The sequence below is a fragment of the Aeromonas sp. MTB genome, assembly GCF_056632455.1.
In genome coordinates this window covers 3,198,129-3,219,727 of the sequence record NZ_CP147026.1, presented here as the reverse complement: position 1 = coordinate 3,219,727, position 21,599 = coordinate 3,198,129, and the positions used below count along the sequence as shown (strand labels likewise).

The window sequence follows — 21,599 nt, the reverse complement described above, 5'->3', positions numbered from 1 at the left end:
AAAAAGAACCGATGCCATTGTTTTACATCGGTTCATTCAGTGGCGGCGCATTGTGCATTTGCAGGGCCCCCTTGACAAGAAAAAAAGGGGGCGAAATTGCATTTATTTGCACAGGTAAGTGGTCACTTTCCTGCTGGTCAGGCCAGCACGGCCTCCAGTGATTTTTCAAGGAGTTGCAACCCCTCGTCAATCACTGCCGCAGGGGCTGTCAGGGGGGCGAGAAAACGGATGACATTTGCGCGCACCCCGCATGAGAGCAGGACAAGACCCCGTTTGCCCGCCTCGGCCACCAGTCGCTTGGTAAGGTCGGGATCGGGCTGGCTGGCATCACGCCGTTTCACCAGCTCCATGGCCACCATGGCACCGGGGCCGCGAATTTGACCTATGCAGTCAAAACGCTCGGCTATGCGTTCCAGCCCCGCCTTGATCTGCTCACCCTGATCCAGCGCTTTCTGGTTGAGTTTTTCCTCGTCGATCACCTGCAAGACCGCCAGCGCGGCGGCGCAGGCGATGGGGGAACCGGCATAGGTGCCACCTAGGCCCCCCGGCTTGGCCGAGTTCATGATCTCCGCCTTGCCCACGACCGCCGAGAGAGGGAAGCCCCCCGCCAGACTCTTGGCCAGGGTCATGATGTCCGGCTCGATGCCGGCATACTCGGTGGCGAAGGTCTTGCCGGTGCGGCAAAAACCGCTCTGGATCTCGTCACAAATCAGCAGAATGCCGTGCTGATCGCAGACGCTGCGCAGCTTCTGCATAAAGCTCAGGGAGGCGGGATAGAAGCCCCCTTCGCCCTGTACCGGCTCGATGATGATGGCGGCAACGCGGGAGGGTTCTATGTCGGCGCTGAAGCAGAGCTCGAGGGCGTGCAGGGCATCCTCTTCACTCACCCCGAGATAATCGGCGGGGAAGGGGATGTGGTAGACCTCGCCCGGGAAGGGGCCAAAGCCGGTCTTGTAGGGCACTACCTTGCCGGTGAGCGCCATCCCCATCATGGTGCGGCCGTGAAAGCCCCCTTTGAAGGCGATGGTGCCGCTGCGGCCGGTGTGGGCACGGGCAATCTTGATGGCGTTCTCGACCGCCTCGGCGCCGGTGGAGAGAAACAGGGTGCGTTTCGGGGTCGGGCCGGGCACCAGGGCGTTGAGCTTTTCGGCAAGCTCGATATAGCCCGGGTAAGGGGTGACCTGAAAACAGGTGTGGCTGAACTTTTCCAGCTGCTCGCGCACCGCTGCCACCACTTTCGGATGGTTGTGGCCGGTGTTGAGCACGGCGATGCCGGAGGCAAAGTCGATGTAGCGGTTGCCCTCCACATCCCACAGCTCGGCATTTTGCGCACGGTCGATAAAGACCGGCAGCAGGGTGCCAACGCCGTTGACCACGGCCGCTTCGCGGCGCGCTTGCCACGCCTTGTTTGATTCTGACTGACTCATCTTTCCTCCCTGAGGGGCCGCAGCCCCCGATATTCCCTGAAAATGTGGCAGGCGTTTTGGCGCCCATCACCGCCGATCAGCCCATCGGGCCAGATCGGCGGCGCCTTGTCTCTCTGTTGCTGCCCTAGCGGATAGAGCCAAAGCAGAGGTATTTGGTCTCCAGATACTCCTCCAGCCCCTCGGCTGCCCCCTCCCGACCAAGACCCGACTCCTTGATGCCGCCAAAGGGGGCCAATTCGGTCGAGATGATCCCCTCGTTGATGCCGACCATGCCGTACTCCAGCTGCTCGGCGACGCGCCACACCCGGGCGATATCGCGGCCATAGAAGTAGGCGGCCAGGCCATAAGGGGTGTCGTTGGCAATGGCGATGGCCTCGGCTTCTGTCTCGAAGCGTACCAGCGGGGCGACCGGGCCGAAGATCTCCTCCTGCAGGATGGGGTTGGTTTTAGCCACCTTGCCCAAAATGGTGGGGCGGTAGAAGAGGGGACCGGCGGGGTGAGCTTCGCCCCCCAGCAGCACTTCGGCACCGGCGGCGACCGATTGTTGCACCAGTTCGGCGACCTTGCTGGCGGCGGCCGGGTTGATGAGCGGGCCGATCTGGGTGCCCTCCGCCATGCCATCCCCCACCTTGAAGGCGCTGACGGCAGCGGTCAGCTTCTCGGCGAAGGCGTCATAGACGCTGGCCTGTACCAGAATCCGGTTGGCGCAGACACAGGTCTGCCCGGCGTTGCGGTATTTGGAGGCGAGCGCCCCTGCCACCGCGGCGTCGAGGTCGGCGTCGTCAAAGACGATAAAGGGGGCGTTGCCACCCAGCTCCAGCGACAGCTTCTTCATGGTGTCGGCGCACTGGCGCATCAGCAGTTTGCCGATGCGGGTGGAGCCGGTGAAGGAGAGCTTGCGCACCACCGGATTGCTGCACAGCTCGTTGCCCACCGCGCTCGCCTGATGACTGGTGACGATATTGATGACACCGGCGGGGATGCCCGCCTGCTCGGCAAGCAGCGCCAGTGCCAGCGCGCAGAGCGGCGTTTCTGCGGCGGGCTTGATGACGATGGTGCAACCGGCTGCCAGCGCCGGGCCCGCCTTTCGGGTGATCATGGCAATGGGGAAGTTCCACGGGGTGATGGCGGCGACCACGCCCACCGGCTGCTTGATGGTTGCCAACCGGCGATCGCCGCTAAAGCCCGGGATAGTGCGGCCATAAGCGCGCTTGCCCTCCTCGGCGAACCACTGGATAAAGCTGGCGCCGTAAGCCACCTCGCCCTTGGCTTCCGCCAGCGGCTTGCCCTGCTCGCAGGTCATGATACGTGCCAGCTCGTCGCTGTGGGCGGTGATGGCGGCAAACCAGGCGTAGAGCTTGTTGCTGCGCTCCTTGGCGGTCAGCGCTGCCCAGGCGGGTTGCGCCGCGTGGGCGGCCGCGATGGCGCGGCGGGTATCCTCGGCATCCATGTCGGGTACCTGGGTAATGACGGCCCCGCTGGCGGGGTTGGTGACCTCGAAGGTGCGGCCGCTGGCGGCCTCGCACCACTGTCCATCTATATAGGCGCGGGATGTGATCAAGCTGGAGTGGGGTGTTGTTCCTGACATGAGAAGCCTCGAGTGTGGGTCAGAGCAGCTGGTTGCCGGAGTGAGCCGACCCTTCCTGCGCCGCTGCCGTATAAAATAATAAGCACAGAAAGACCATAATTTGAGCTGAAATGTTTTTCAAGTGTTAAATATATTTGAATTGCTGGGGGGCGCCATGCTAGAAAATGGGCTGTGTAGCGCGCTTTCCTCCGTTCGCTTGCAGGCTGTAAGTGGGCAGACGACCGGGAGATGGTAAATCAGGTGTGCAAAATAATGAACGGCTGTGCTGTGTAACATAGTGAACGGCAAGGGAAAGCTGGTTGGCTATTTTAACCAGCAGGGTAAACAGGCAGCGCCTGATCCGATGCGATCACGCGCAAGCAGGAGAGGCTGATGATGCAAGGATGCAGACATGGCGCAGCAGGGGGCCTTTCATGAGCGGGCCACAGAGTCGGGAGGGCGTGGCTCGACCGTTGAGTGGGGCTGACGCCGGGGCGCGCACCATGGGGGAACGGCTGGCGGCGGTGCGCCATCAGTTGGGGCTCTCCCAGCGGCGGGCGGCCGAGTTGAGCGGCCTGACTCATGGTGCCATCTGCATGATCGAGCAGGACAAGGTGAGCCCCTCTGTGGCCTCCCTGCAAAAGCTGCTCACCATCTACGGCCTGCCGCTGTCGCGCTTCTTCGCCGAGGAGGAGAGCCGCACTCCGGAGGTGGTGATCAAGGCGGATCAGCTTATCGAGCTGGGCAGTCAGGGGGTCTCGATGAAGCTGGTGCACAACGGCAACAACCGCCGCCAGCTCGGCTTTATGCTGGAGACCTATCCCCCCGGTACCGACACCGGCGGGCAGGTCAAGCATCAGGGGGAGGAGGTCGGCACCGTGCTGGAGGGGTCGGTGACCCTGACGGTAGCAGGCCAGAGCTATCAACTCGAAGCGGGCGACAGCTATGTGATCGACACCGGCGAGCCCCACAGCTTCAGCAATCCGTCGGGGCAGACCTGTCGCATCGTCAGTGCCCACACCCCGGCGAGCTTTTAATCCTGACAGTAGTTTGGCAACAGAACCGGTAAGGAAACAGGGATCATGACCGAACATGTAAACAGTTACTACGCAGCCAGCGCCAATAAACACGCGCCCTACCCGACATTGACCGAGCAGCTGGAGTGCGATGTCTGCGTCATCGGGGCGGGTTATACCGGTCTCTCCAGCGCCCTGCATCTGGTAGAGAAGGGCTACAAGGTGGTGGTGCTGGAGGCCGCACGAGTCGGCTTTGGCGCCAGCGGCCGCAACGGCGGCCAGATCGTCAACTCCTACAGCCGCGACATTGACACCATAGAAGCGAACTGCCCGCCGGATCAGGCCAGGCTGCTCGGTTCCATGCTGTTTGAGGGGGGCCAGATCATCCGCGAGCGGATCAAGCGCTACAACATCCAGTGCGATCTGCAGAAGGGGGGCGTCTTTGCCGCCGAGACCGAGAAGCAGCTGCACGAGCTCAAATCCCAATATGCTCGCTGGCAGAAGTGGGGCAACGACCAGCTGGAGCTGCTCGATGCCAAGGGGGTGCGCGAGGTGGTCGCGAGCGATCGCTATGTCGGCGCCCTGCTCGACAAGAGCGGCGGCCATATCCACCCCCTCAATCTGGCGTTGGGGGAGGCGGAAGCGATCCGCATCCAGGGTGGGCAGATCTTCGAACAATCCGCCGTCACCAGCATCACCCCGGGTCAGCCCGCACTGGTCAAGACCGCCAAGGGGGCGGTGAAGGCGCGCTTTGTGGTGGTGGCGGGCAATGCCTACCTCGGTAATCTGGTGCCGGAACTGGCCAGCAAGAGCATGCCCTGTGGCACCCAGGTGATCGCCACCGAAGTGCTGGGAGAGGAGCGGGCCCGTTCACTGCTGCCGCAAAACTACTGTCTGGAGGATTGCAACTACCTGCTCGACTACTACCGTACCTCCGGCGATCACCGGCTGCTCTATGGCGGCGGCGTGGTCTATGGGGCGCGGGATCCGGCGGATATCGAGCGGCTGATCATCCCCAAAATGCTCAAGACTTTTCCGCAACTGGCCGACGTCAAGGTGGAGTACACCTGGACCGGTAACTTCCTGCTCACCCTGTCGCGGCTGCCGCAGTTTGGTCGCATCGGCCCCAACATTTACTACATGCAGGGCTACAGCGGCCACGGCGTCACCTGTACCCATCTGGCGGGCAAGCTGCTCTCGGAGGTGCTGAGCGGTCAGGCCGAGCGCTTCGATGCCTTTGCCAAACTGCCGCACTACCCCTTCCCGGGTGGCCGCCTGTTCCGCATCCCCTTCACCGCTGCGGGCGCCGCCTGGTACACCCTGCGCGACCGGCTGGGGGTATAAGAGCTACCCAGCGAGAAATGTGGGCTGGTGGTTGCAGCTTAGTTAGCGCAGATGCCAGCACCAATACCGGAAACAACAAGGCCACCGCGAGGGTGGCCTTGTTTATCAAGCTGCAGAGCGTTGTTTAGCTGTAGAAGGCTTCAACGGTGCCCTTGAGCTTGATCAGGATGGGCTGACCACGGCGATCCAGCGCCTTGGGGGAGGGGATCTTTACCCAACCTTCGCTGATGCAGTACTCCTCGACATCGGTGCGCTCTTTGCCGTTCAGGCGAATACCGATCGGGTGCTCGAAGCAGGCGGCCACATAGTGAGGGCTGCGGGGATTGCAGGAGAGGTGATCCGGCAGAGCCGGTTTGATGCTGGTATCGCTCATCGATATAACCCGAAATGAATAAAAAGTGGGTCATTGTAGAGAATGCCGCCATGGCATTCAAGGCGGCCACAAAACAGGCAAAGGGGTCTGCCATCTATGTTGGCGACCCGCTTATCCTCGTTGCCAATGCATCACCAGCTCGGGGTGGCCGCTATGCTCGCACAACTGCTGCTCACCCTCTTTGAAACCGTTGCGGGAATAGAAGCGCCGCGCCTGCTCATTTTCGGCGTAAACCGTCAACTCGAGTCGATCATATTGGGCTTTGAGATGATCGAGCAGTTGGCGACCCAACCCGCGTGCTTGGTGATCTGGGGAGATAAACAGGGCGGCAACAGACCCCTGATACCAGGAGATAAAGCCCAGTAGCTGTCCATCCTCCTCATAGCCCCAGCTCTGGCTGGCGGGCAGATAGATGTCCCGCATCGCTGCCCGTTGCTCACGCCAAAAGGCGGCGGGAATAAAGTCGTGGGCTTGTACTGATGCCTGATACCAGAGCTCGACAGCAGCATCCAGATCGGTGGCAGATAATGGGCGGATCATATTGGCCTCGACGGTGAAGAGTTGTCGCACGATATGCCCGATCCATGTCGTGTTATCGGGCATATTGTCTATCGCAGGCTGGCTACTATTTGCGGGTCAGCTTGTCGAGGTAGCCCATGGCGAAGGCCGAGAGGACAAAGGTGATGTGGATCAGCAGGTACCACTTAATCTTGTCGTTGGGGAGATTTTCGGCATTCATAAACACCTTGAGCAGGTGAATAGAGGAGATGGCGACAATGGAGGCGGCGACCTTGTTTTTCAGGGAGCCGGCATCGAGCTTGCCGAGCCACACCAGTTTGTCGCTCTCATCCCCGACATCGAGGCGCGAGACGAAGTTCTCATAGCCGGAAAACATCACCATCACGATAAGTCCCCCCACCAGGGTGATATCGATCAGCGACAGTGTGACCAGCACCAGATCCACCTCTTTCATCTCCAGTATGTTGGGCAGAATATGGAGGATCTCCTGAAAGAATTTCACTCCCAGTGCCAGCAGTATGAGGCTGAGCCCAAGATAAATGGGGGCCATGATCCAGCGGGATGCGTACATCAATCTTTCAAACATGTTTTCCATAGTGCGATTACAGGTCCATCAAATGGTTAACAAACGAGTCGGCCATAGCTTAACCGAGATGCCTCACATCTCAAGCATCTCGATAGCATATTGCTGAATTGGGTGGTGTCAGGCAGGAGTTTTTAACCCTGGGTAGGGCAGTGCAGCGGGCCCGTGGTCGGGCCTATCCGGTGTCAGGGAAGATCCAGGGTAAAGCGGGCGCCGCCGAGGGGGGATTCATCGACCCGGATTTGGCCGCCATAGCTGTGGACGATTTCGGTCACCACCGCCAGACCGATGCCCTGACCGGGTGAACTGTCTGCCCGCACGCCGCGCTGGAAGATCTGCTCCGATTTGGCCGGGTCGATACCCGGGCCATCATCTTCCACTTCGATGCGCAGCCGCTCGAGATGGCGGCGCACCGTCACCTTCACTTCGCTGATGGCAAACTTGCAGGCGTTGTCGAGCAGGTTACCCATCAGCTCCATCAGGTCGCCCTGTTCGCCGTGAAAGAGGGCGTCATCGTCGAACTTGAAGTGGGTTTGCAGCTTCTTGTGGCGATAGACCTTGGTCAGGCTGGCCAGCAGTTTTTCAATCAGCGGCACCGGCTCGGTGCCCTTGCTGGCAAGGCGCTGGCGGCCGGTAACGGCCCGTCTGAGCTGGTACTGGATCATCTGATCCATGGTGAGGATCTGCTCGTTGATGTTGTCGTGGATCTCCCGCCCCAGCTTCACTTCGCGGGTGGTGATCTGGATCAGCGCCAGCCGGGTTTTCAGGCTGTGGGCGAGATCGTTGAGGGCGTGCTGGTAGCGCTGGGTCTGCTGGCGTTCGTTCTCCAGCAACTGGTTGATGGAGTCGGTCAGCGGGGCCAGCTCCCGCTCAAAATCGCTCGAGAGGTCATCGCGCTTGCCGGCCCGGATATCGTCGATCTGACGGGCGATAGTGCGCAGGGAGCTGAGGCTCCAGAAGGTGGTGAGCAGCAGCAGCCCGGCCAGCAGCATATAGGCGAGCAGTGCCTGTTTGGCGGTCTGGTAGAGGTAGGTGCGGGACTCTTCGTGGTAGCGTTTGGCCGAGTCGATCATCACCACGTAGTAGGCGGTGGTGCCGCTGCCGGGATTGCGGATAAACCGCAGGCTGTAGACGAAGTAGCTCTCGCCGTTCTTGATGGTGTGCTTCTTGAAGAAGTAGTCGAGATCCATCCCCCCCAGATATTTCATCAGATCGCCGCAGATGGTCTGTTTGGCCTTGATCACCTCCGGCATATGGAGGCTTGACCAGACCAGATCGCCATCGGCGCGGCAGATCAGGGTATCGAGGTTGCGATCCCCCGCACCACGGGATATCCGCCCCAGCTCGACGTTCGACCCCTTGTCATCCGGCTCGGTGGAGGAAAACAGCTTGGCCAGGTTCTCCTGCATCCGGGCGCTGGCCTTCTGGGTCTGCTCCTCGACATGGCCGAGGTAGAGGGCGTAGACGGCAAACCCCATGATCAGCGCGATGACCAGCAGCGAGCTGAGCAGCAGTTTGATGTGCAGTGAGCTGCGGATCATCTTGATGGGGCGCGGCAGATGAAACTGCATCAGTTACAGGAGAGGTTGAAGATATAACCCTGACGCCGGATGGTGGAGATGGGTTGAATCGTCCCTTCCGGATCCAGCTTCTTGCGCAGGCGGCTCACCATCACCTCGATGGTGTTGGGGTCCCCTTCGCCGTCGCCGTAGAGCTGGTCGAGCAGTTGCTGCTTGGAGACCACCTGACGGGCATTGCGCATCAGGTACTCCAGAATGAGGTATTCAAAGCTGGTGAGCACCGCCACTTCACCGGCGATAGTCAGCTCCTTGCGGGAGAGATCCAGCTCGTAATCACCGGCCTTCACCTTGGGCGAGATAAAACCGGCGCTGCGGCGCACCAGCGCATTGAGTCGGGCCAGCAGCTCATCTTTCTGGAACGGTTTGACCAGATAGTCATCAGCACCTGCTTCCAGTCCTTCGACCTTGTCCTGCCAGTTGCCACGGGCGGTCAGCACAATGATGGGGAAGGGGATCTGCCGTTCGCGCAGTTGTCGGATCAGTTGCAGGCCGTCCATATCGGGCAGACCGAGGTCGATGATGGCCACATCAATGGGATAGTCGGCGGCGTAGTGCAGTGCAATCCCGGCCTGGTCGGTGCTGTAGACCTGATTGTCGGCTTCGGTCAGCAGAGAGGAGAGGTGGTGATTGAGCAGCTTGTCGTCTTCGACCAACAGAATTTTCATGATGTGAGCGGTCATAGGGATCCAGGCTGTCAATTAGAAAGTGTATGTCGCTTCGAGTCAATTCGAATCCTAATGCATCCCGGCTGTATCGGGACTGAATCAGCGGGACTTCAGAGTTCGCGCCAACTGGTCGTTTAACCATGGTCCGGGTTGTCGATGGCCTTCTGGTCGGCAGTCATGTTGCGAAAGGTTTGATGTGATGAGAGAGATGGCCGGGAGGCTGCTGGCGCGACTGCAACAGCGTGAGCGCAGCGACCTCCTCTATATTGTCTGGCTCTGCTGGGGGGCAGCCTTGCTGCTCTACGTGCTGGGGTCGCCCTGTTTTCTGTGGCCAGTGGCGCCGATGCCGCTGGTTCTGCTTGTGTGGTTGGTGGAGAGAGTACGGATGTTTGGAAGAAACAAAGGTGGTGCGGCTGCTGCGTCGGCCGGGGCCACTGTGATTGCAGCCGGTGCCCGCTTCAAGGGCGAGTTGCAGGTGGAGGGGGATCTGGAGGTGCGCGGTCAGATCAATGGCACCATCCAGCTCATCGGTGGTGTGCTGCGCATCATGCAGGGCGGCAGTGTTGAGGGAGAGGTGAGTGCGCCCCACGTGATCATCAATGGTCTGCTGGAAGGCACCTGTACCTCCGCCGAGGTGGAGATCCTGGAGAGCGGCAAGATGCAGGGGATCTTCAAGGGGGGCAGTCTCTCCATCTGCAAGGGCGGCAACTTTGTTGGCCAGTCCCAGCCCACCGTGGCCGGCAAGGCCGATCCCGTGTTGCAAGCCTTGTCTGAAAACAGTGCGTCCGGGAGCAAGCAGCCGGAGAGCAAGAGCAATGTGAAAAAGCTGCCGCACGAGCCGAAAGGCAAGCCGACCGAGGAGCTGGCCAAGCAGGCGTGATGCCGTTTGCCAGCTGTGCAGATGACGGTTGTTCAGGAAAACAGAGAGAGGGCCACGATGGCCCCCTCTGCATTTCCCCGTTACCCGTTAGCTGCGGCGCGGCGGCAGCATATTGGTGAGGGTGTTGTCTTTGAGAATATGGTGGTGATAGAGGGCCGCCACCGTGTGCAGGCCGATCAGGGCGTAACCGATATTACCCAGCGTCTCGTGTACCTCCTTGATAAGCCCCTTGAGGTCTGGACTTGGGGAGAGCAGGGCCGGTAGCTCAAGCCCGAAGAAGGGGATGGGCTTGCCCGCGGCGCTCAGCAGCAGCCAGCCAAACAGCGGGGTGAGAATAAGAAAACCGTAGAGGGCGAGGTGGGCCAGTTTTGCCAGCTTGTGCATGACCGGGGAGAGCTCGGGCACGATACGCGGTGTCGGGCTCATCCAGCGCAGGGCCAGTCTGACAAACACCAGAGCGAAAATAAGCAGCCCCAGCATAAAGTGCCACTCCTTCATCAGGTCCCGGCCAGGGTCCCCTTTGGGGAAAATATCGCGAAATTCGATCAGGGCGTAGACGGCGATCATGGCCCACAGGGTCAGCCAGTGCAGCCCGATATTCAGGGTGCCATAACGTTGTTCACTGTTCATCAGCATAGGTTTGTTCCTTCGAAGTGCTGTCACATCCGTGTGGCATCCCCGCACTCAAACGTGTCGGGGTGAGGCCAGATCCTTTGGCGGCAACAGGCTGGCTGCCATGCTTGCCATCAACCGGCAGCCTGCGGCTGGCCTCAGTCAGAGAGGAGATGCCCTCTGCTGTCTGCATGGTATCACTGGCAACCGGGGGGATAGTCTGATCAATGCCACACAATTTACAGGCTCATTAAGCCCCTTGTGACGTGAAGAAGGCGTGAAATACATCCGTGATGTCAGCCCGCCCAGGTTCAGGCGGGCTCGATGGCCAGCACCATGCAATCCGGTTCGTTGATGCGAAAACGGACGTTGCAGTCAAACAGCCGCACCCCGTACTCCTTCTCATCGGGCTTGCCCTTCTTGTAGGCGGGGCGCGGATCTTGCGCCAGCACTTCGCTCACCAGCTGGTGCAGCTCGGGGTGGGCCTTGAGCCAGGGTTGCAACTGCTGCTCGGCCTCGGCACTGAAGCTCACCGCCAGCGGCGGGGTGGGCGCGTCGGGGGCAAAGCCGCCACGGGCATCCGGCAGGCTGTCGGCATAGGGAATATAGGGTTTGATATCGACGATGGGGGTGCCATCGAGCAGATCCACCGCCCCCAGCTCCAGCCACAGCTTGCCACGCTCGCGACCGACCCCGTGTAGCTCGACCACCGAGAGCCCAAGCGGATTGGGGCGGAAGGTGGAGCGAGTGGCAAAGACGCCGACCCGTTCGTTGCCGCCAAGTCGTGGCGGGCGCACCGTCGGGTGCCAGCCCTGCGCCATGGTCTGGTGAAACACGAAGCTGAGCCACAGATGGGAGAACTGCTCGATGCCGCGCAGCACATCCGGCTGATCGTAAGGGGGGAGCAGCTCGAGGCGGGCTCGGGCCGATTTGACCAGACCGGGCTGGCGGGGGATGGCGAACTTCTCCTTGTAGGGAGAGCGGATGATCCCGAGGGTGTCGATTTCGAACTTCATGGCGGATCCTGACTGAAAACCCCGGCAATTTAGCACAGGCGGCCCCAAAACGCAGGCTTGGCCTCGTTACGCCAATTTCTGCGGCGCTGCCGTGATCCCTGTCTCATCCCGGCCAGTCGGGGGCTGTGCCATACCGTCAAGTTGCGTAGGGTGGAGGCAACTGGCGTGTCAGGATGAAATGTGCGCACTCGCGCCGAAGGGGGAGGGAGAGGGATGAAACTGCTGATTATCGGTGGCACCGGCTTTTTGGGGCGCCACCTCACCGCGCTGGCACTGGATTGGGGCCATGAAGTGACTCTGTTCAACCGTGGCCTGCACCAGCATCCGGACTGGCGCGATCTGGTGCAGCTCACCGGCGACAGGGACAAGAGCCTGAGCGCCCTGCAAGGGGCCGGGTTGCAGTGGGATCTCGTCATCGATACCTGCTGCTATCGCCCCGAGCAGGCGGCGAGCCTCTCGGCAGCTTTGCTCGGGCGCTGCGCACGGCTGATCTTTATCTCCACCATCAGCGTCTATCGCGATTTCTCAATGCCCGGGATGAATGAGTCGGCGCCGCTGCATGCTATCCCCGAAGGTGAAATGCCCACTGACTATGGCCCCCTTAAGGTGTTGTGCGAGCAGGAGTATCGCGCCCGCTGGGGCGAGCGGCTTTGCATCCTGCGCCCGGGCGTGCTGTGTGGCCCCCATGATCCTACCGGGCGCATGGCCTGGTGGATTAAGCGGGTGCAGCAGGGCGGGCCCTGGTTGCTGCCGGGCAGTGGTGAGGATCGCTTGCAGTATCTCGATGTGCGCGACTGTGCCGAGTTTGTGTTGCGTGCGGCCGAGCAGCAGCTATCGGGCATCTTCAACCTGCTCAAACCCGGCATTACCTTGAGTGACTGGCTGGAGCGGCTGAGCGCTAGGTTGCAGCCCGCTCGCCCCATCCAGCCCGAATGGTTGCCCTGGTCGACCCTGATGGCAGCCGGTATCGAGCCTTGGCAGAGCTATCCCACCCTGCTGCCCTGCGCGCAGGCGGAATTTGCCGGTTACGGCTCTATAAGCGCCGAGGCGGCCATCGTTAAGGGATTGAACTTTCGGCCGCTGGAGGAGACCGCCGCCGACCTTGCCCACTGGCTGGCCATCGAGCCTGCCGCCGGGGTGGCGGAACATGCCATGACTCAGGCCGAGGAGACTTCGCTGCGGCAGCAGTTGCTGGAGCCCAGTCTGCAATAGGAGAGGGAGCATCGTGCCGCTGCTACCGAGCGTGGCGCGGCAGGTGTGAATACAACGAGAGAGGGCATCCCGCGGGATGCCCTCTCTGTCTATCCATGCCTGATGGTTGCCGAATACAGGCTGACGCGATTCCCCGTCCCATCGCTGTCGCTCATCGAGTTAGCGAATGGCGGCCCCCGCGTCTACCAGCAGCTCTTTCAAAATGGCGCGATGGCAGCGGAACTCCTGCTCGCAGTAACAGCCCACCGACAGGTTGGTGGTGTGGGAGAGGGCGGCCAGCAGCGCCAGATCATGCCTGGCGGCAGGTTGCGCCATCTCGGCCTTGTACTGTTTGCCAAACGCTGCCCACTGGGCGGGCGTCTCGGCTGCCTGCCCCAGCTTCATGGTCTCGCTGCTGGGAGCCAGGTTGGGAAACCAGACATCGTACCAATGCTGGCTGGCAAATTCGCTCTTGGGTACGCCGCGGGGTGGGCGGCGCACCGTGCCGATCCGCAGCCCCTCATCGGGCAGGCGCGGGCTGCCAAGGCGAACGATAGCGAGGGCCATGACAGCGGGTTACTTCTCTTCGGCTACTTTCAGCGCCTGCCCGTAGCAGATCACCTGTTTCAGGCAGCCCGGGGTGTCGCTGAACTCGGCGCACTTGTCGATGGTGACGCCGTTGCCACCCATGTCGGCCGCGCGGCGGCGAGCCAGGGTGCGCGCTTCACCGGCATTGGGCACCGGCTGGTTGGTATCGGCCTGGCAGGATTCACCCTCGATGGTGCCGAGGTAGAGGTAGTTGAGGTCAGCCAGCTCATCCTGTTCATAGATGCGCACGCTACCGGGTTTGAAGTATTCGTCGAAGTTCTCTTTATCCAGATTGCTGTTGAAGGCGTAGTTGGCACAGCCGGAGGCAATCAGGGGCATCATCAGGATCAGGCGTTTCATCGTCTCGTATCTTGTGTCGGTGATGAGGACAGTAGAAATGCGCAGGCGCTCCATGTCGGCATCTTGTTGAATAATGAGGGGGACATTATAGGGGCCAGCCGCCTGCGGCGACCAGCCCCGTTTTGCGCCCGGTTGTCAGGGTGTGACCCCCATCAGCCTGATATCAAACCGGAGCCAGTCGCTGATAGAGGCTGCGGTAGTAATCATCCCCCAGCAGCTCGTCATGAGGGGCGCAGAGGCGGATCTGTCCCTCTTCCATCAGGGCAATCCGGTCCATCTGCTCCATCCCCAGCAGGCGGTGGGAGATAAGCAGCAAGGTGCGATCAGCCCCGAGCCGGAACAGCAGATCCATGATCTCCCGCTCGGTCTGACTGTCGAGCCCTTCGGTCGGCTCGTCCAGCAGCCAGAGCGGCGCATCGTGCAGCAGGGCGCGGGCGATGCCGATACGGCGACGCTCACCACCGGAGAGGGGGCGGCCGCCGTCACCGAGCCAGGCGTCGAGGCCCGCCTCATCTTCCAGCAGATTGGCCAGTCCGACCTGGGTCAGCACCGCAATCAGCTGCTCGTCAGTGGCGGTCGGGGCGGCCAGCTTGAGGTTGCCCCGCAGGGTATCGGCAAACAGATGCACCCGCTGGCTTACTACCGAGATGGAGGCGCGCAGCGCCCCTTCGCTGTAGTCGGTGAGCGGCTTGCCACCCAGCAGGATCTTGCCAGCCTGCGGGCTCCACTCCCGGGTCAGCAGCCCCATCAGGGTCGATTTGCCGCAGCCGGTCTGGCCCAGCAGCGCCAGCTTCTCACCGGCGTGCAGTTGCAGGGTGCAGCCACGCAGCACCGGCTGGGGGTTGCCGGGGTAGCCAAAATAGAGGTCATTGATCTGCAGCGCGCCAGCGGTGGCGTGGGTCTGTTCGTCGCCCCAAACGGGGGCTTTTGCTTCTTGCAGGATCTCGTTCAAACGACGGGCCGAGGTGAGGCTGGTGGAGAGGTGCTGGAAAGCCCCCGCCAGCGGCATCAGTGCCTCGAAGCTTGCCAGGGTGGCAAAGACCATCAATGCGGTGATGGGGTCGGGCGCAGCGCCCGCTACCCCATGACCGGCCAGCCAGAGCATCAGGGTCAGGGTCCAGCCGCTCAGCAGTTGCACCGAGAAGTTGGCCAGCCCGCTCACCTTGGCCATCCGGGCCTGCGCGACGAGCAGCGCCTGTTCGGCTTGTTGCAGCTCAACCAGCGCCTTGGGGGCGGCTGCAAACATCTGCAGCTCGGCCTGACCATCCAGATAGTCCACCATCCGGGTACGCAGGGTTGATTTTTCCGCAATCAGCGCCTGACCGGGGCGACGGCCGAGGAAGTAGAACACCAGCGGCAGGGCAATCATGCCAAATAGCAGAATGGCACCCAAGGTGAGGGCGAGACGGCTGTCGAAAAACGACAGGAAGAAGACCAGTCCGGCGGTGCTGAGCAGGGCCGCGCCTATGGGGGTGATCAGCCGCAGATAGACGTGGTCCATCGCATCGATGTCGGCTACCAGTCGGTTGAGCAGATCCGCCTGACGGAAACCGGCCAGGGTACCGGTGGAGAGCGGCGAGAGTTTTTGCCAGAACCAGACCCGCAACCGGGTCAGAACCCGGAAGGTGGCGTCGTGGCTCACGACCCGCTCACCCCAGCGACCGGCGGTACGGACGATGGAGAAGAAGCGCACCCCGCCTGCAGGGGTCATGTAGTTAAAGGCATGGGTCGTCGCAACTGTCATCCCCGCCACGGCAGCGGCGGAGAGGAACCAGCCGGAGAGGGAGAGCAGCCCCATGCCAGCGGCCAGGGTCACCAGCGCCAGCAGCAAACCAATGGTGAGGCTGAGCCAGTGTTGGCGATAGAGGCGCAGAAACGGCAACAGATCACTCATCGAGAGAACCTCCGGAACGTTGGGAGAGCAGGCGGGCAAAAGGCCCATCCGCCTGACTCAATTGTTGGAAGCTGCCTTGCTCCACCAGCTGGCCGTGGGCCAGCACCATTATCTTGTCCATCTTGGTAAGCTGGTCGAGGCGGTGGGTGATCATCAGCAGGGTCTGGCCAGCCATCACCTGCTCAATGGTGGTCATGATGGCGCGTTCGGAGTGGCGATCCAAACTGGCGGTCGGTTCATCGAGCACCATCAGCTGGGTTGATTTGAGCAGGGTGCGCGCCAGTGCGAGGCGCTGGGCCTGACCGACCGAGAGGCCGCCAGCCTGATCGCCGACCGGATAGTCGAGCCCCTTTTCCATGGCAAATTCCCACGCCTGTGCCCGTTTCAGGGCATCTTCCAGCTCGGCATCACTGGCCGTTGGCTTGGCCAGCAGCAGGTTGTCGCGCAAGGAGGCGTGGAACAGCTGCGGGTTTTGCGAGAGCCAGCCCAGTTGCAGGCGCCACTGGCTCATGTCGAGGGTGGCAAGCTCCTGCCCGTTGACCTTGAGCTCGCCACGATAGGGGGCAAAGCCGAGCAGGGCGTTGACCAGCGAGCTCTTGCCTGCGCCGCTGACGCCGATGAGGGCGGTGCGCGAACCGGCTTCCAAGGTGAAGTCGATGGGGCCGACCAGCACCTTGCCTTCGGCGCTCAGCACTTCAAGGGCTTTAGCTTCTACCTTGACCGGGCTGTCGGCATGGAACGGCGCTGTGCCTGCGGCCGGTTCGCTCACCTCGGCTTCGAGGAATTCAAGCAGCTGCTCGGCAGCGCCAATGGCCTGCGCTTTGGCGTGGTAGTGGGCACCCAGTTCCCGCAGCGGGGCGTAGAACTCGGGGGCGAGAAACAGCACGAACAGGCCGGTAAAGAGGGTGACCTTGACCCCATAGCTACCAAAGTTCAGATGGTCGATATAAGAGAAGCCGAAGTAGACGGCGACCAGCGCCACTGAAATGGCGGCGAAGAACTCCAGCACTGCGGTGCTCAGAAACGCCAGGCGCAGCACCTCCATGGTGCGTTCGCGAAAATCTTCCGAGGCGTCGCGAATGGCGTCACCTTCTGCCTGGGTACGCATAAAGAGTTGCAGCGTACGCAGCCCCTTCAGGCGATCGAGGAAGTGGCCGGAGAGACGGGCCAGCGCCTGAAAATTGCGGCGGTTGGCATCAGCGGCGCCCACACCCACCAGGATCATAAAGATGGGGATGAGGGGGGCAGTGCCCAGCAGGATCAGACCCGCCGCCCAGTTGACCGGGAACACGGCCACCAGAATGACCACCGGAATAAAGACGGCGATGGCCATCTGCGGCAGATAGCGGGAGAAGAAATCCTGCATATTTTCAATCTGTTCCAGCAACAGGCTGGCCCAGCTACCGGCCGGACGGCGCTGGATATAGGCAGGGCCGAGGCGACTCAAGCGAGTGAGCACCAGCTGGCGGATGGTCTGGCGCACCGCGCTGCCCGCCTTGAAACTGGCTACTTCGCGGCCGTAGGCCAGCGCCGCTTTGCCAAGCGTCACCAGCAGCAGGGTAATAAAGAACGTGATGGATTGCTCAGGCGTTGAGCCTTCGATGATAAAGCCGTGCAACAGGGTCGCCAGCAGCCAGGCTTGCGCCACCATCAGAATGCCCTGGCCAAGGCCAAAAGCGATGGATATCGTGATCCAGCGGCGACCGTGACTCGATTGCTTGCGCAACCAGCCATAGAGACGTTTTTGCGTTTTTTTATCCATTACCACCATCCTCGCGTCGAGTGGCGCAAGACTATCCTTGCCGTTTGGCCTTGGCAACCTTGTAAATTATCTGTGTTGAAAATGTTTGATTGAAAAAGCAACCGTCTGTTCAATCCTTGTCCGAACAGATTGATTTATTGAAAAAAGTGGCAAAGGCGCCATTGCGCTCGGCGGCAAAATGCATATAGTAAGAGCCCTGACGCGGGTGTAGTTCAATGGTAGAACGGTAGCTTCCCAAGCTGCATACGTGGGTTCGATTCCCATCACCCGCTCCAAATTTCAGATGCCAGGCGGGCATCGTATAATGGCTATTACCTCAGCCTTCCAAGCTGATGATGCGGGTTCGATTCCCGCTGCCCGCTCCAGCTTCAAAACAAAAAGCCCACTCCTGCGAGTGGGCTTTTTGTTTTTCATCTGTCTTGTGCTGCGTTCGACGTCACACTCACCGTTTCTCAGCTTTTAAGGCAAACCGCAGATACAGAAAAGGCGCCCTAGGCGCCTTTTCAGATCAACAGCGTCGCGGGAGCTTATTCCTGCTCCAGCTCACCACAGAAACGGTAGCCTTCGCCGTGGATGGTGGCGATGATCTCCGGAGTATCGTTGACGCTTTCGAAGTGTTTGCGAATGCGACGGATGGTCACATCGACGGTACGGTCGTGGGGCTTGAGCTCGCGGCCGGTCATCTTCTTCAGCAGTTCGGCACGGGTCTGGATCTGGCCCGGGTTTTCGCAGAAGTGCAGCATGGCGCGGAACTCGGAGCGCGGCAGCTTGAACATGTCGCCAGTCGGGCTGACCAGTGCGCGGCTGTTGATATCCAGCGCCCAGCCGTTGAACAGGTAGCGCTCAACCAGCTTCTTCTCTTCGCCACCGGCAGCCACGTTCATGGTGCGGCTCAGCAGGTTGCGGGCACGGATGGTCAGCTCGCGCGGGTTGAACGGCTTGGTGATGTAATCATCGGCGCCGATCTCCAGACCCAGGATCTTGTCCACTTCGTTGTCACGACCGGTCAGGAACATCAGGGCGATGTTGTCGTTCTCACGCAGCTCACGGGCCAGCAGCAGGCCGTTCTTGCCCGGCAGGTTGATGTCCATGATCACCAGATTGATGGTGTGGGAAGTGAGGGCCTGGTGCATTTCGTCGCCGTTGTTGGCTTCGAGCACGATGTAGCCTTCGGCTTCAAAAATGCTTTTCAGGGTATTGCGTGTGACCAGCTCGTCTTCGACGATCAGAATGTGTGGTGTTTGCATGAGTATTCCCAGATTCTTATCAGTTAATTATCTTAAATTTAACACTCTTTGGCGTTTCAAACCGATTTCCTGACTGATCCTGAAAATTTATTACGTCATCCTGGGTATGAGAGTCAGGTCGGAATATCGCGAATTAGGCATCAGTACCGGCAAGTATCCCTGTGCCACTTATAGGTTCCCGACAAGTCTGGTCGAGCAGAGCCTGGAAAGGTCGTCCATTACGAAAGTGGCCGCATTTTATCAGTTAACAGGAGCATAACAACACTCTTTGCCGTCAGATAGCAACTTTTTAACTCTGATTTGATATAGGTCAAACCCTGGTACAGCAGCATCATACTTGGCCTGAACCGGGTTTTCGCCCATACAAAATGTAATGGAATGTAACATGTGATTGACATGAATTTGTGGGAAAACTACAAGAAAACCTGCTTTATAGCGCCATTTGAGCCACCAGGCTGGTCTGCCTTTGCCATCATCACAGCCTGGAATCCGGCCAGCCAGTGGGTCACAGAACGACGCAATATGCGGCGGGAACGGGCGATGTGGCGCCATCTGACCGTGGATTTGCAGGTGCCCGTGGTGGGGCCATTTTGGGGATCTGACCCGGACGAACGCTGGCAGGAGTCATCGCTGGCGGTGGCGCTATCCCTGCCACAAGCCCGTCAGCTGGCTGCCCGTTTCGGCCAGAACGCCATCTACTGGGTGGAGGATGGCCAGCTCTGGCTGACACCAGTATTGATGGATAAATCAGCAGTTTGTCTGGGCAATATTGAATCCTTCTGGATTGCCAGAAACCTTGCCTGATGAAAGAATGAACACCTTCATGCATCTGAAAGGAATCAAATCATGCTGGATCTCCTGCCCGACCTCTGCGATCAACATGGCGACTTGCTGCAAGTGGCCGACCCGGTGTTTCAGGATTTTGGCGGCAAGGCCCTCTTTTATGGTCGCGCCGTAACGCTCTCCTGTTATGAAGACAACAGTCTGGTGCGGGATCTGGTGACCCGCCCCGGTCACGGCAAGGTGATGGTGATCGACGGTGGCGGCTCGCTGCGCCGTGCGCTGCTTGGCGATCAACTGGCGGTCAAGGCGGTGGAGCAGGGGTGGGAGGGGATCCTGATCCACGGCGCGGCGCGGGATGTGGGCACCCTGGCGACATTGGCACTCGGGGTCAAGGCGCTGGCAGCCTGTCCGGTCAAGACCGAGAAACGAGGATTGGGAGAGCTGGGGGCCGTGGTCAGCTTTGCCGGGGTGACCATCCACGAAGGGGATTACGTCTATGCGGATCGCAACGGCGTGGTGGTGAGTGCCACGCCGCTGATCTGATTCAGAAGTTGAAACCGACCCCCAGGCTCAGTGCCTGATCGGCAGTGATGGCGCTGACGCCGTAGTTGGCGGTGAGGGAGAGTCCGGGGGTCAGCAGCAGGCTGGAGTTAAGCTCCAGCAGGGTGCTGGCCTTGTTGAGATCGAGATGCTTGATCTGGCTGCCGATATTGAATGCCGGAGAGAGCTGGTAGCGTATCCCCGAACTCATATTGAAACCGGATGTGCGATTCTGATCCGCCACCGCCGGGCCCGCTTCCATAAAGAGGGTCACATCATCCACCACCGGATACTGATAGCCGCTATTGACCAGCCAGAGATCAAAACTGTCGCTGTGATGGCTATGGCCATTGAGCAACACACCCGAGTAACTTTTGACATAGAGAGACGGGTTGGATTGCGGCTGAACCACTGCCCAGTCGGCGGCCTGTACGGCCATGCTGGCGCAGGTTGCAAGCAGTGTGATGATGAGTGATTTGACCATTCGTTTCCCCTCCCTGGGTCCGGAACTGAGCCTAAGCATGGCACATGCCAGCTGGTAGTAAAGTGAAGGGAGATCACAATAAAATCCTTTGGCATGGGCGCCAGCCATGTTAAACAGGCTGCCGTATTGATGGCTCTAATCATTAAGAGGTGAATCCATGAACAAGAAACTGACTCTGCTGGCCGCACTGGCACTGGGAGGCTGCGCAATGGCAACAGGTTCCAGCATGGCTCAACTGCAAGCATCCAGCTGGCAGCTGCAAGGCGCCACCGGCGATACCTTCACCCTGCAAGTGGTCGACGGCAAGGTGGCGGGTAAGGGCGGCTGCAACCGCTATTTTGGCGGTATCACCACGCAGGGTGACGGAGTCTTGACGCTGGGGGCTATGGGCTCCACTCGCATGATGTGCATCGGCGACGCCATGAACAAAGAGACCGAGTTCCTGCAAAAGCTGGAGAAGGTGGCCACCTACTCCATCAACGGCAACCAGCTGACTCTGAGCGATGCCAACAAGGCGGCCCTGCTCACCTTCAACGCTGTGCGAGCTGCCAAATAAGGCACGCGTTCGTCTGATTGCCCCGACAGTTCTGACTGTCTGATACGCCCTCCCTCTGGGGGGCGTCTGTTTATCTGCGATGAGCCCTGTGTGCTCGTCCGCAACGGTTGTTCACTCGTCGATTCTCCAGTCAGCCCGCTTTGATGCCAGAACCTCGTCTCTTCGCTTCGGTACGCATCTTGATCACTTCAATGATTCATGTATAGTTGAAATGAAAGGTCGCACCAAGGGGAGTGAAGATGAACAAAGAGATGGCCACCAAGGTCTTTGAATCGCTGGCATCCGGCATCCGGCTCGATGTATGGCGGCTGCTGGTGAAGGCCGGGCTGGAGGGGCGGGTCGCCGGTGAACTTGCCAGCGAGCTCGATATTGCCCCCAATACCCTCTCGTTTCACCTCAAAGCGATGCTCAACACTGGTCTGCTGTCGGTGGAGCAGGAGGGGCGCTTTCTGCGCTACCGCGCCAATATTCCCCTGATGCTGGATGTGATCGCCTACCTCACCGAGGAGTGCTGCGCCGGTCATCCCGAGGCGTGCGGCGTGATGCGTGCCGAGTCAGCCTGCTCCCCCCATGTTCTGCCTGCGCAGCCCTGCTGCAACAAGGAGTAATGCC

General features: G+C 60.4%; 23 protein-coding genes and 2 tRNA genes. 10 read left to right on the top strand and 15 right to left on the bottom strand.

Going from position 1 to position 21,599, the window contains the following annotated elements:
* Window positions 1-137: 137 nt before the first annotated feature.
* Complete coding sequence (gene gabT, locus WBR25_RS14695) at window positions 138-1,427, bottom strand: 4-aminobutyrate--2-oxoglutarate transaminase (protein WP_479748439.1); 1,290 nt, start codon at window positions 1,425-1,427, stop codon at window positions 138-140.
* Between the two features lie 124 nt (window positions 1,428-1,551).
* Window positions 1,552-3,015 carry an NAD-dependent succinate-semialdehyde dehydrogenase gene (locus WBR25_RS14690; protein WP_479748438.1) on the bottom strand — a complete coding sequence of 488 codons (1,464 nt, stop codon included), beginning with the start codon at window positions 3,013-3,015 and terminating at the stop codon, window positions 1,552-1,554.
* A 413-nt stretch (window positions 3,016-3,428) separates the two neighbouring features.
* On the opposite strand from WBR25_RS14690, the gene puuR reads away from it, so the two are divergent.
* Window positions 3,429-4,031: an HTH-type transcriptional regulator PuuR gene (gene puuR / locus WBR25_RS14685; protein WP_425332790.1), complete on the top strand. Its 603-nt coding sequence runs from the start codon at window positions 3,429-3,431 to the stop codon at window positions 4,029-4,031.
* Window positions 4,032-4,076: 45 nt separating this feature from the next.
* Window positions 4,077-5,354: an NAD(P)/FAD-dependent oxidoreductase gene (locus WBR25_RS14680; RefSeq protein WP_279485898.1), complete on the top strand. Its 1,278-nt coding sequence runs from the start codon at window positions 4,077-4,079 to the stop codon at window positions 5,352-5,354.
* A gap of 124 nt (window positions 5,355-5,478) precedes the next feature.
* Here WBR25_RS14680 and WBR25_RS14675 read toward each other — a convergent pair whose 3' ends face one another.
* From WBR25_RS14675 to WBR25_RS14655, 5 genes are all read right to left on the bottom strand, one after another.
* On the bottom strand, window positions 5,479-5,727 hold the full coding sequence (locus WBR25_RS14675) for a DUF3297 family protein (protein ID WP_368176624.1): 249 nt from the start codon (window positions 5,725-5,727) through the stop codon (window positions 5,479-5,481).
* A 111-nt stretch (window positions 5,728-5,838) separates the two neighbouring features.
* Entirely contained in the window at window positions 5,839-6,297 is a 459-nt protein-coding gene (locus WBR25_RS14670; RefSeq protein WP_479748434.1) for an N-acetyltransferase, read from the bottom strand.
* 55 nt (window positions 6,298-6,352) lie between these two features.
* The gene (locus tag WBR25_RS14665) at window positions 6,353-6,832 is read right to left on the bottom strand and encodes a TIGR00645 family protein (protein ID WP_227096060.1); all 480 of its coding nucleotides are present in this window, start codon (window positions 6,830-6,832) and stop codon (window positions 6,353-6,355) included.
* Window positions 6,833-7,014: 182 nt separating this feature from the next.
* A complete protein-coding gene (locus tag WBR25_RS14660; RefSeq protein ID WP_005338217.1) occupies window positions 7,015-8,400 on the bottom strand; it encodes an ATP-binding protein in 1,386 nt (461 codons plus the stop codon).
* Entirely contained in the window at window positions 8,400-9,074 is a 675-nt protein-coding gene (locus tag WBR25_RS14655; RefSeq protein ID WP_040066247.1) for a response regulator transcription factor, read from the bottom strand. Before WBR25_RS14655 ends, WBR25_RS14660 begins: the two co-directional genes overlap by 1 nt.
* Before the next feature lie 199 nt (window positions 9,075-9,273).
* Here WBR25_RS14655 and WBR25_RS14650 point away from each other — a divergent pair, with 199 nt between their 5' ends.
* A complete protein-coding gene (locus WBR25_RS14650) occupies window positions 9,274-9,954 on the top strand; it encodes a bactofilin family protein (RefSeq protein ID WP_479748432.1) in 681 nt (226 codons plus the stop codon).
* Window positions 9,955-10,041: 87 nt separating this feature from the next.
* Here the strand turns inward: WBR25_RS14650 and WBR25_RS14645 are convergent, their stop codons facing one another.
* Together WBR25_RS14645 and tsaA are read right to left on the bottom strand one after the other, a co-directional pair.
* Complete coding sequence (locus WBR25_RS14645) at window positions 10,042-10,590, bottom strand: cytochrome b (RefSeq protein WP_064341216.1); 549 nt, start codon at window positions 10,588-10,590, stop codon at window positions 10,042-10,044.
* Between the two features lie 287 nt (window positions 10,591-10,877).
* Window positions 10,878-11,582, bottom strand: a complete 705-nt coding sequence (gene tsaA / locus WBR25_RS14640; RefSeq protein ID WP_236352639.1) for a tRNA (N6-threonylcarbamoyladenosine(37)-N6)-methyltransferase TrmO — start codon at window positions 11,580-11,582, stop codon at window positions 10,878-10,880.
* Window positions 11,583-11,795: 213 nt separating this feature from the next.
* Here tsaA and WBR25_RS14635 point away from each other — a divergent pair, with 213 nt between their 5' ends.
* On the top strand, window positions 11,796-12,794 hold the full coding sequence (locus WBR25_RS14635) for an NAD-dependent epimerase/dehydratase family protein (RefSeq protein WP_479748429.1): 999 nt from the start codon (window positions 11,796-11,798) through the stop codon (window positions 12,792-12,794).
* A gap of 159 nt (window positions 12,795-12,953) precedes the next feature.
* On the opposite strand, the gene WBR25_RS14630 is transcribed toward WBR25_RS14635, so the two are convergent.
* From WBR25_RS14630 to cydD, 4 genes are all read right to left on the bottom strand, one after another.
* A complete protein-coding gene (locus tag WBR25_RS14630; protein WP_479748428.1) occupies window positions 12,954-13,340 on the bottom strand; it encodes a DUF488 domain-containing protein in 387 nt (128 codons plus the stop codon).
* A 9-nt stretch (window positions 13,341-13,349) separates the two neighbouring features.
* Window positions 13,350-13,721, bottom strand: a complete 372-nt coding sequence (gene rcsF, locus WBR25_RS14625; protein ID WP_479748426.1) for an Rcs stress response system protein RcsF — start codon at window positions 13,719-13,721, stop codon at window positions 13,350-13,352.
* Between the two features lie 163 nt (window positions 13,722-13,884).
* Window positions 13,885-15,615: a heme ABC transporter ATP-binding protein/permease CydC gene (cydC, locus tag WBR25_RS14620; protein ID WP_157161167.1), complete on the bottom strand. Its 1,731-nt coding sequence runs from the start codon at window positions 15,613-15,615 to the stop codon at window positions 13,885-13,887.
* Window positions 15,608-17,377: a heme ABC transporter permease/ATP-binding protein CydD gene (gene cydD, locus WBR25_RS14615; RefSeq protein ID WP_479748424.1), complete on the bottom strand. Its 1,770-nt coding sequence runs from the start codon at window positions 17,375-17,377 to the stop codon at window positions 15,608-15,610. Before cydD ends, cydC begins: the two co-directional genes overlap by 8 nt.
* Window positions 17,378-17,578: 201 nt before the next feature.
* On the opposite strand from cydD, the gene WBR25_RS14610 reads away from it, so the two are divergent.
* Window positions 17,579-17,652, top strand: a tRNA-Gly gene (locus WBR25_RS14610).
* Between the two features lie 15 nt (window positions 17,653-17,667).
* Window positions 17,668-17,742: transfer RNA gene (locus tag WBR25_RS14605), tRNA-Gly, on the top strand.
* Between the two features lie 162 nt (window positions 17,743-17,904).
* Here WBR25_RS14605 and arcA read toward each other — a convergent pair.
* A complete protein-coding gene (gene arcA / locus WBR25_RS14600; RefSeq protein WP_005338193.1) occupies window positions 17,905-18,624 on the bottom strand; it encodes a two-component system response regulator ArcA in 720 nt (239 codons plus the stop codon).
* A 396-nt stretch (window positions 18,625-19,020) separates the two neighbouring features.
* Between arcA and WBR25_RS14595 the strand changes: the two genes are divergently transcribed.
* Together WBR25_RS14595 and WBR25_RS14590 are read left to right on the top strand one after the other, a co-directional pair.
* Complete coding sequence (locus WBR25_RS14595) at window positions 19,021-19,428, top strand: DUF3293 domain-containing protein (RefSeq protein WP_479748422.1); 408 nt, start codon at window positions 19,021-19,023, stop codon at window positions 19,426-19,428.
* A 42-nt stretch (window positions 19,429-19,470) separates the two neighbouring features.
* Window positions 19,471-19,950 carry a putative 4-hydroxy-4-methyl-2-oxoglutarate aldolase gene (locus WBR25_RS14590; RefSeq protein WP_005338188.1) on the top strand — a complete coding sequence of 160 codons (480 nt, stop codon included), beginning with the start codon at window positions 19,471-19,473 and terminating at the stop codon, window positions 19,948-19,950.
* A 1-nt stretch (window position 19,951) separates the two neighbouring features.
* Here the strand turns inward: WBR25_RS14590 and WBR25_RS14585 are convergent, their stop codons facing one another.
* Window positions 19,952-20,431 (bottom strand): hypothetical protein, encoded by a 480-nt coding sequence (locus WBR25_RS14585; RefSeq protein WP_429024591.1) that lies wholly within the window; start codon window positions 20,429-20,431, stop codon window positions 19,952-19,954.
* Between the two features lie 157 nt (window positions 20,432-20,588).
* Between WBR25_RS14585 and WBR25_RS14580 the strand changes: the two genes are divergently transcribed.
* Both WBR25_RS14580 and WBR25_RS14575 read left to right on the top strand, forming a co-directional pair.
* Window positions 20,589-20,987 (top strand): META domain-containing protein, encoded by a 399-nt coding sequence (locus WBR25_RS14580; RefSeq protein ID WP_479748420.1) that lies wholly within the window; start codon window positions 20,589-20,591, stop codon window positions 20,985-20,987.
* Between the two features lie 239 nt (window positions 20,988-21,226).
* Window positions 21,227-21,595, top strand: a complete 369-nt coding sequence (locus WBR25_RS14575) for an ArsR/SmtB family transcription factor (protein ID WP_005338181.1) — start codon at window positions 21,227-21,229, stop codon at window positions 21,593-21,595.
* Window positions 21,596-21,599: the final 4 nt, after the last annotated feature.

Bases quoted from the DNA above. Each gene is read 5' to 3' on its own strand.
- gabT (WP_479748439.1), bottom strand. From the start codon at position 1,427: ATGAGTCAGTCAGAATCAAACAAGGCGTGGCAAGCGCGCCGCGAAGCG.
- WBR25_RS14690 (WP_479748438.1), bottom strand. From the start codon at position 3,015: ATGTCAGGAACAACACCCCACTCCAGCTTGATCACATCCCGCGCCTAT.
- puuR (WP_425332790.1), top strand. From the start codon at position 3,429: ATGAGCGGGCCACAGAGTCGGGAGGGCGTGGCTCGACCGTTGAGTGGG.
- WBR25_RS14680 (WP_279485898.1), top strand. From the start codon at position 4,077: ATGACCGAACATGTAAACAGTTACTACGCAGCCAGCGCCAATAAACAC.
- WBR25_RS14675 (WP_368176624.1), bottom strand. From the start codon at position 5,727: ATGAGCGATACCAGCATCAAACCGGCTCTGCCGGATCACCTCTCCTGC.
- WBR25_RS14665 (WP_227096060.1), bottom strand. From the start codon at position 6,832: ATGTTTGAAAGATTGATGTACGCATCCCGCTGGATCATGGCCCCCATT.
- WBR25_RS14660 (WP_005338217.1), bottom strand. From the start codon at position 8,400: ATGCAGTTTCATCTGCCGCGCCCCATCAAGATGATCCGCAGCTCACTG.
- WBR25_RS14655 (WP_040066247.1), bottom strand. From the start codon at position 9,074: ATGAAAATTCTGTTGGTCGAAGACGACAAGCTGCTCAATCACCACCTC.
- WBR25_RS14650 (WP_479748432.1), top strand. From the start codon at position 9,274: ATGAGAGAGATGGCCGGGAGGCTGCTGGCGCGACTGCAACAGCGTGAG.
- WBR25_RS14645 (WP_064341216.1), bottom strand. From the start codon at position 10,590: ATGCTGATGAACAGTGAACAACGTTATGGCACCCTGAATATCGGGCTG.
- tsaA (WP_236352639.1), bottom strand. From the start codon at position 11,582: ATGAAGTTCGAAATCGACACCCTCGGGATCATCCGCTCTCCCTACAAG.
- WBR25_RS14635 (WP_479748429.1), top strand. From the start codon at position 11,796: ATGAAACTGCTGATTATCGGTGGCACCGGCTTTTTGGGGCGCCACCTC.
- WBR25_RS14630 (WP_479748428.1), bottom strand. From the start codon at position 13,340: ATGGCCCTCGCTATCGTTCGCCTTGGCAGCCCGCGCCTGCCCGATGAG.
- rcsF (WP_479748426.1), bottom strand. From the start codon at position 13,721: ATGAAACGCCTGATCCTGATGATGCCCCTGATTGCCTCCGGCTGTGCC.
- cydC (WP_157161167.1), bottom strand. From the start codon at position 15,615: ATGAGTGATCTGTTGCCGTTTCTGCGCCTCTATCGCCAACACTGGCTC.
- cydD (WP_479748424.1), bottom strand. From the start codon at position 17,377: ATGGATAAAAAAACGCAAAAACGTCTCTATGGCTGGTTGCGCAAGCAA.
- arcA (WP_005338193.1), bottom strand. From the start codon at position 18,624: ATGCAAACACCACACATTCTGATCGTCGAAGACGAGCTGGTCACACGC.
- WBR25_RS14595 (WP_479748422.1), top strand. From the start codon at position 19,021: ATGAATTTGTGGGAAAACTACAAGAAAACCTGCTTTATAGCGCCATTT.
- WBR25_RS14590 (WP_005338188.1), top strand. From the start codon at position 19,471: ATGCTGGATCTCCTGCCCGACCTCTGCGATCAACATGGCGACTTGCTG.
- WBR25_RS14585 (WP_429024591.1), bottom strand. From the start codon at position 20,431: ATGGTCAAATCACTCATCATCACACTGCTTGCAACCTGCGCCAGCATG.
- WBR25_RS14580 (WP_479748420.1), top strand. From the start codon at position 20,589: ATGAACAAGAAACTGACTCTGCTGGCCGCACTGGCACTGGGAGGCTGC.
- WBR25_RS14575 (WP_005338181.1), top strand. From the start codon at position 21,227: ATGAACAAAGAGATGGCCACCAAGGTCTTTGAATCGCTGGCATCCGGC.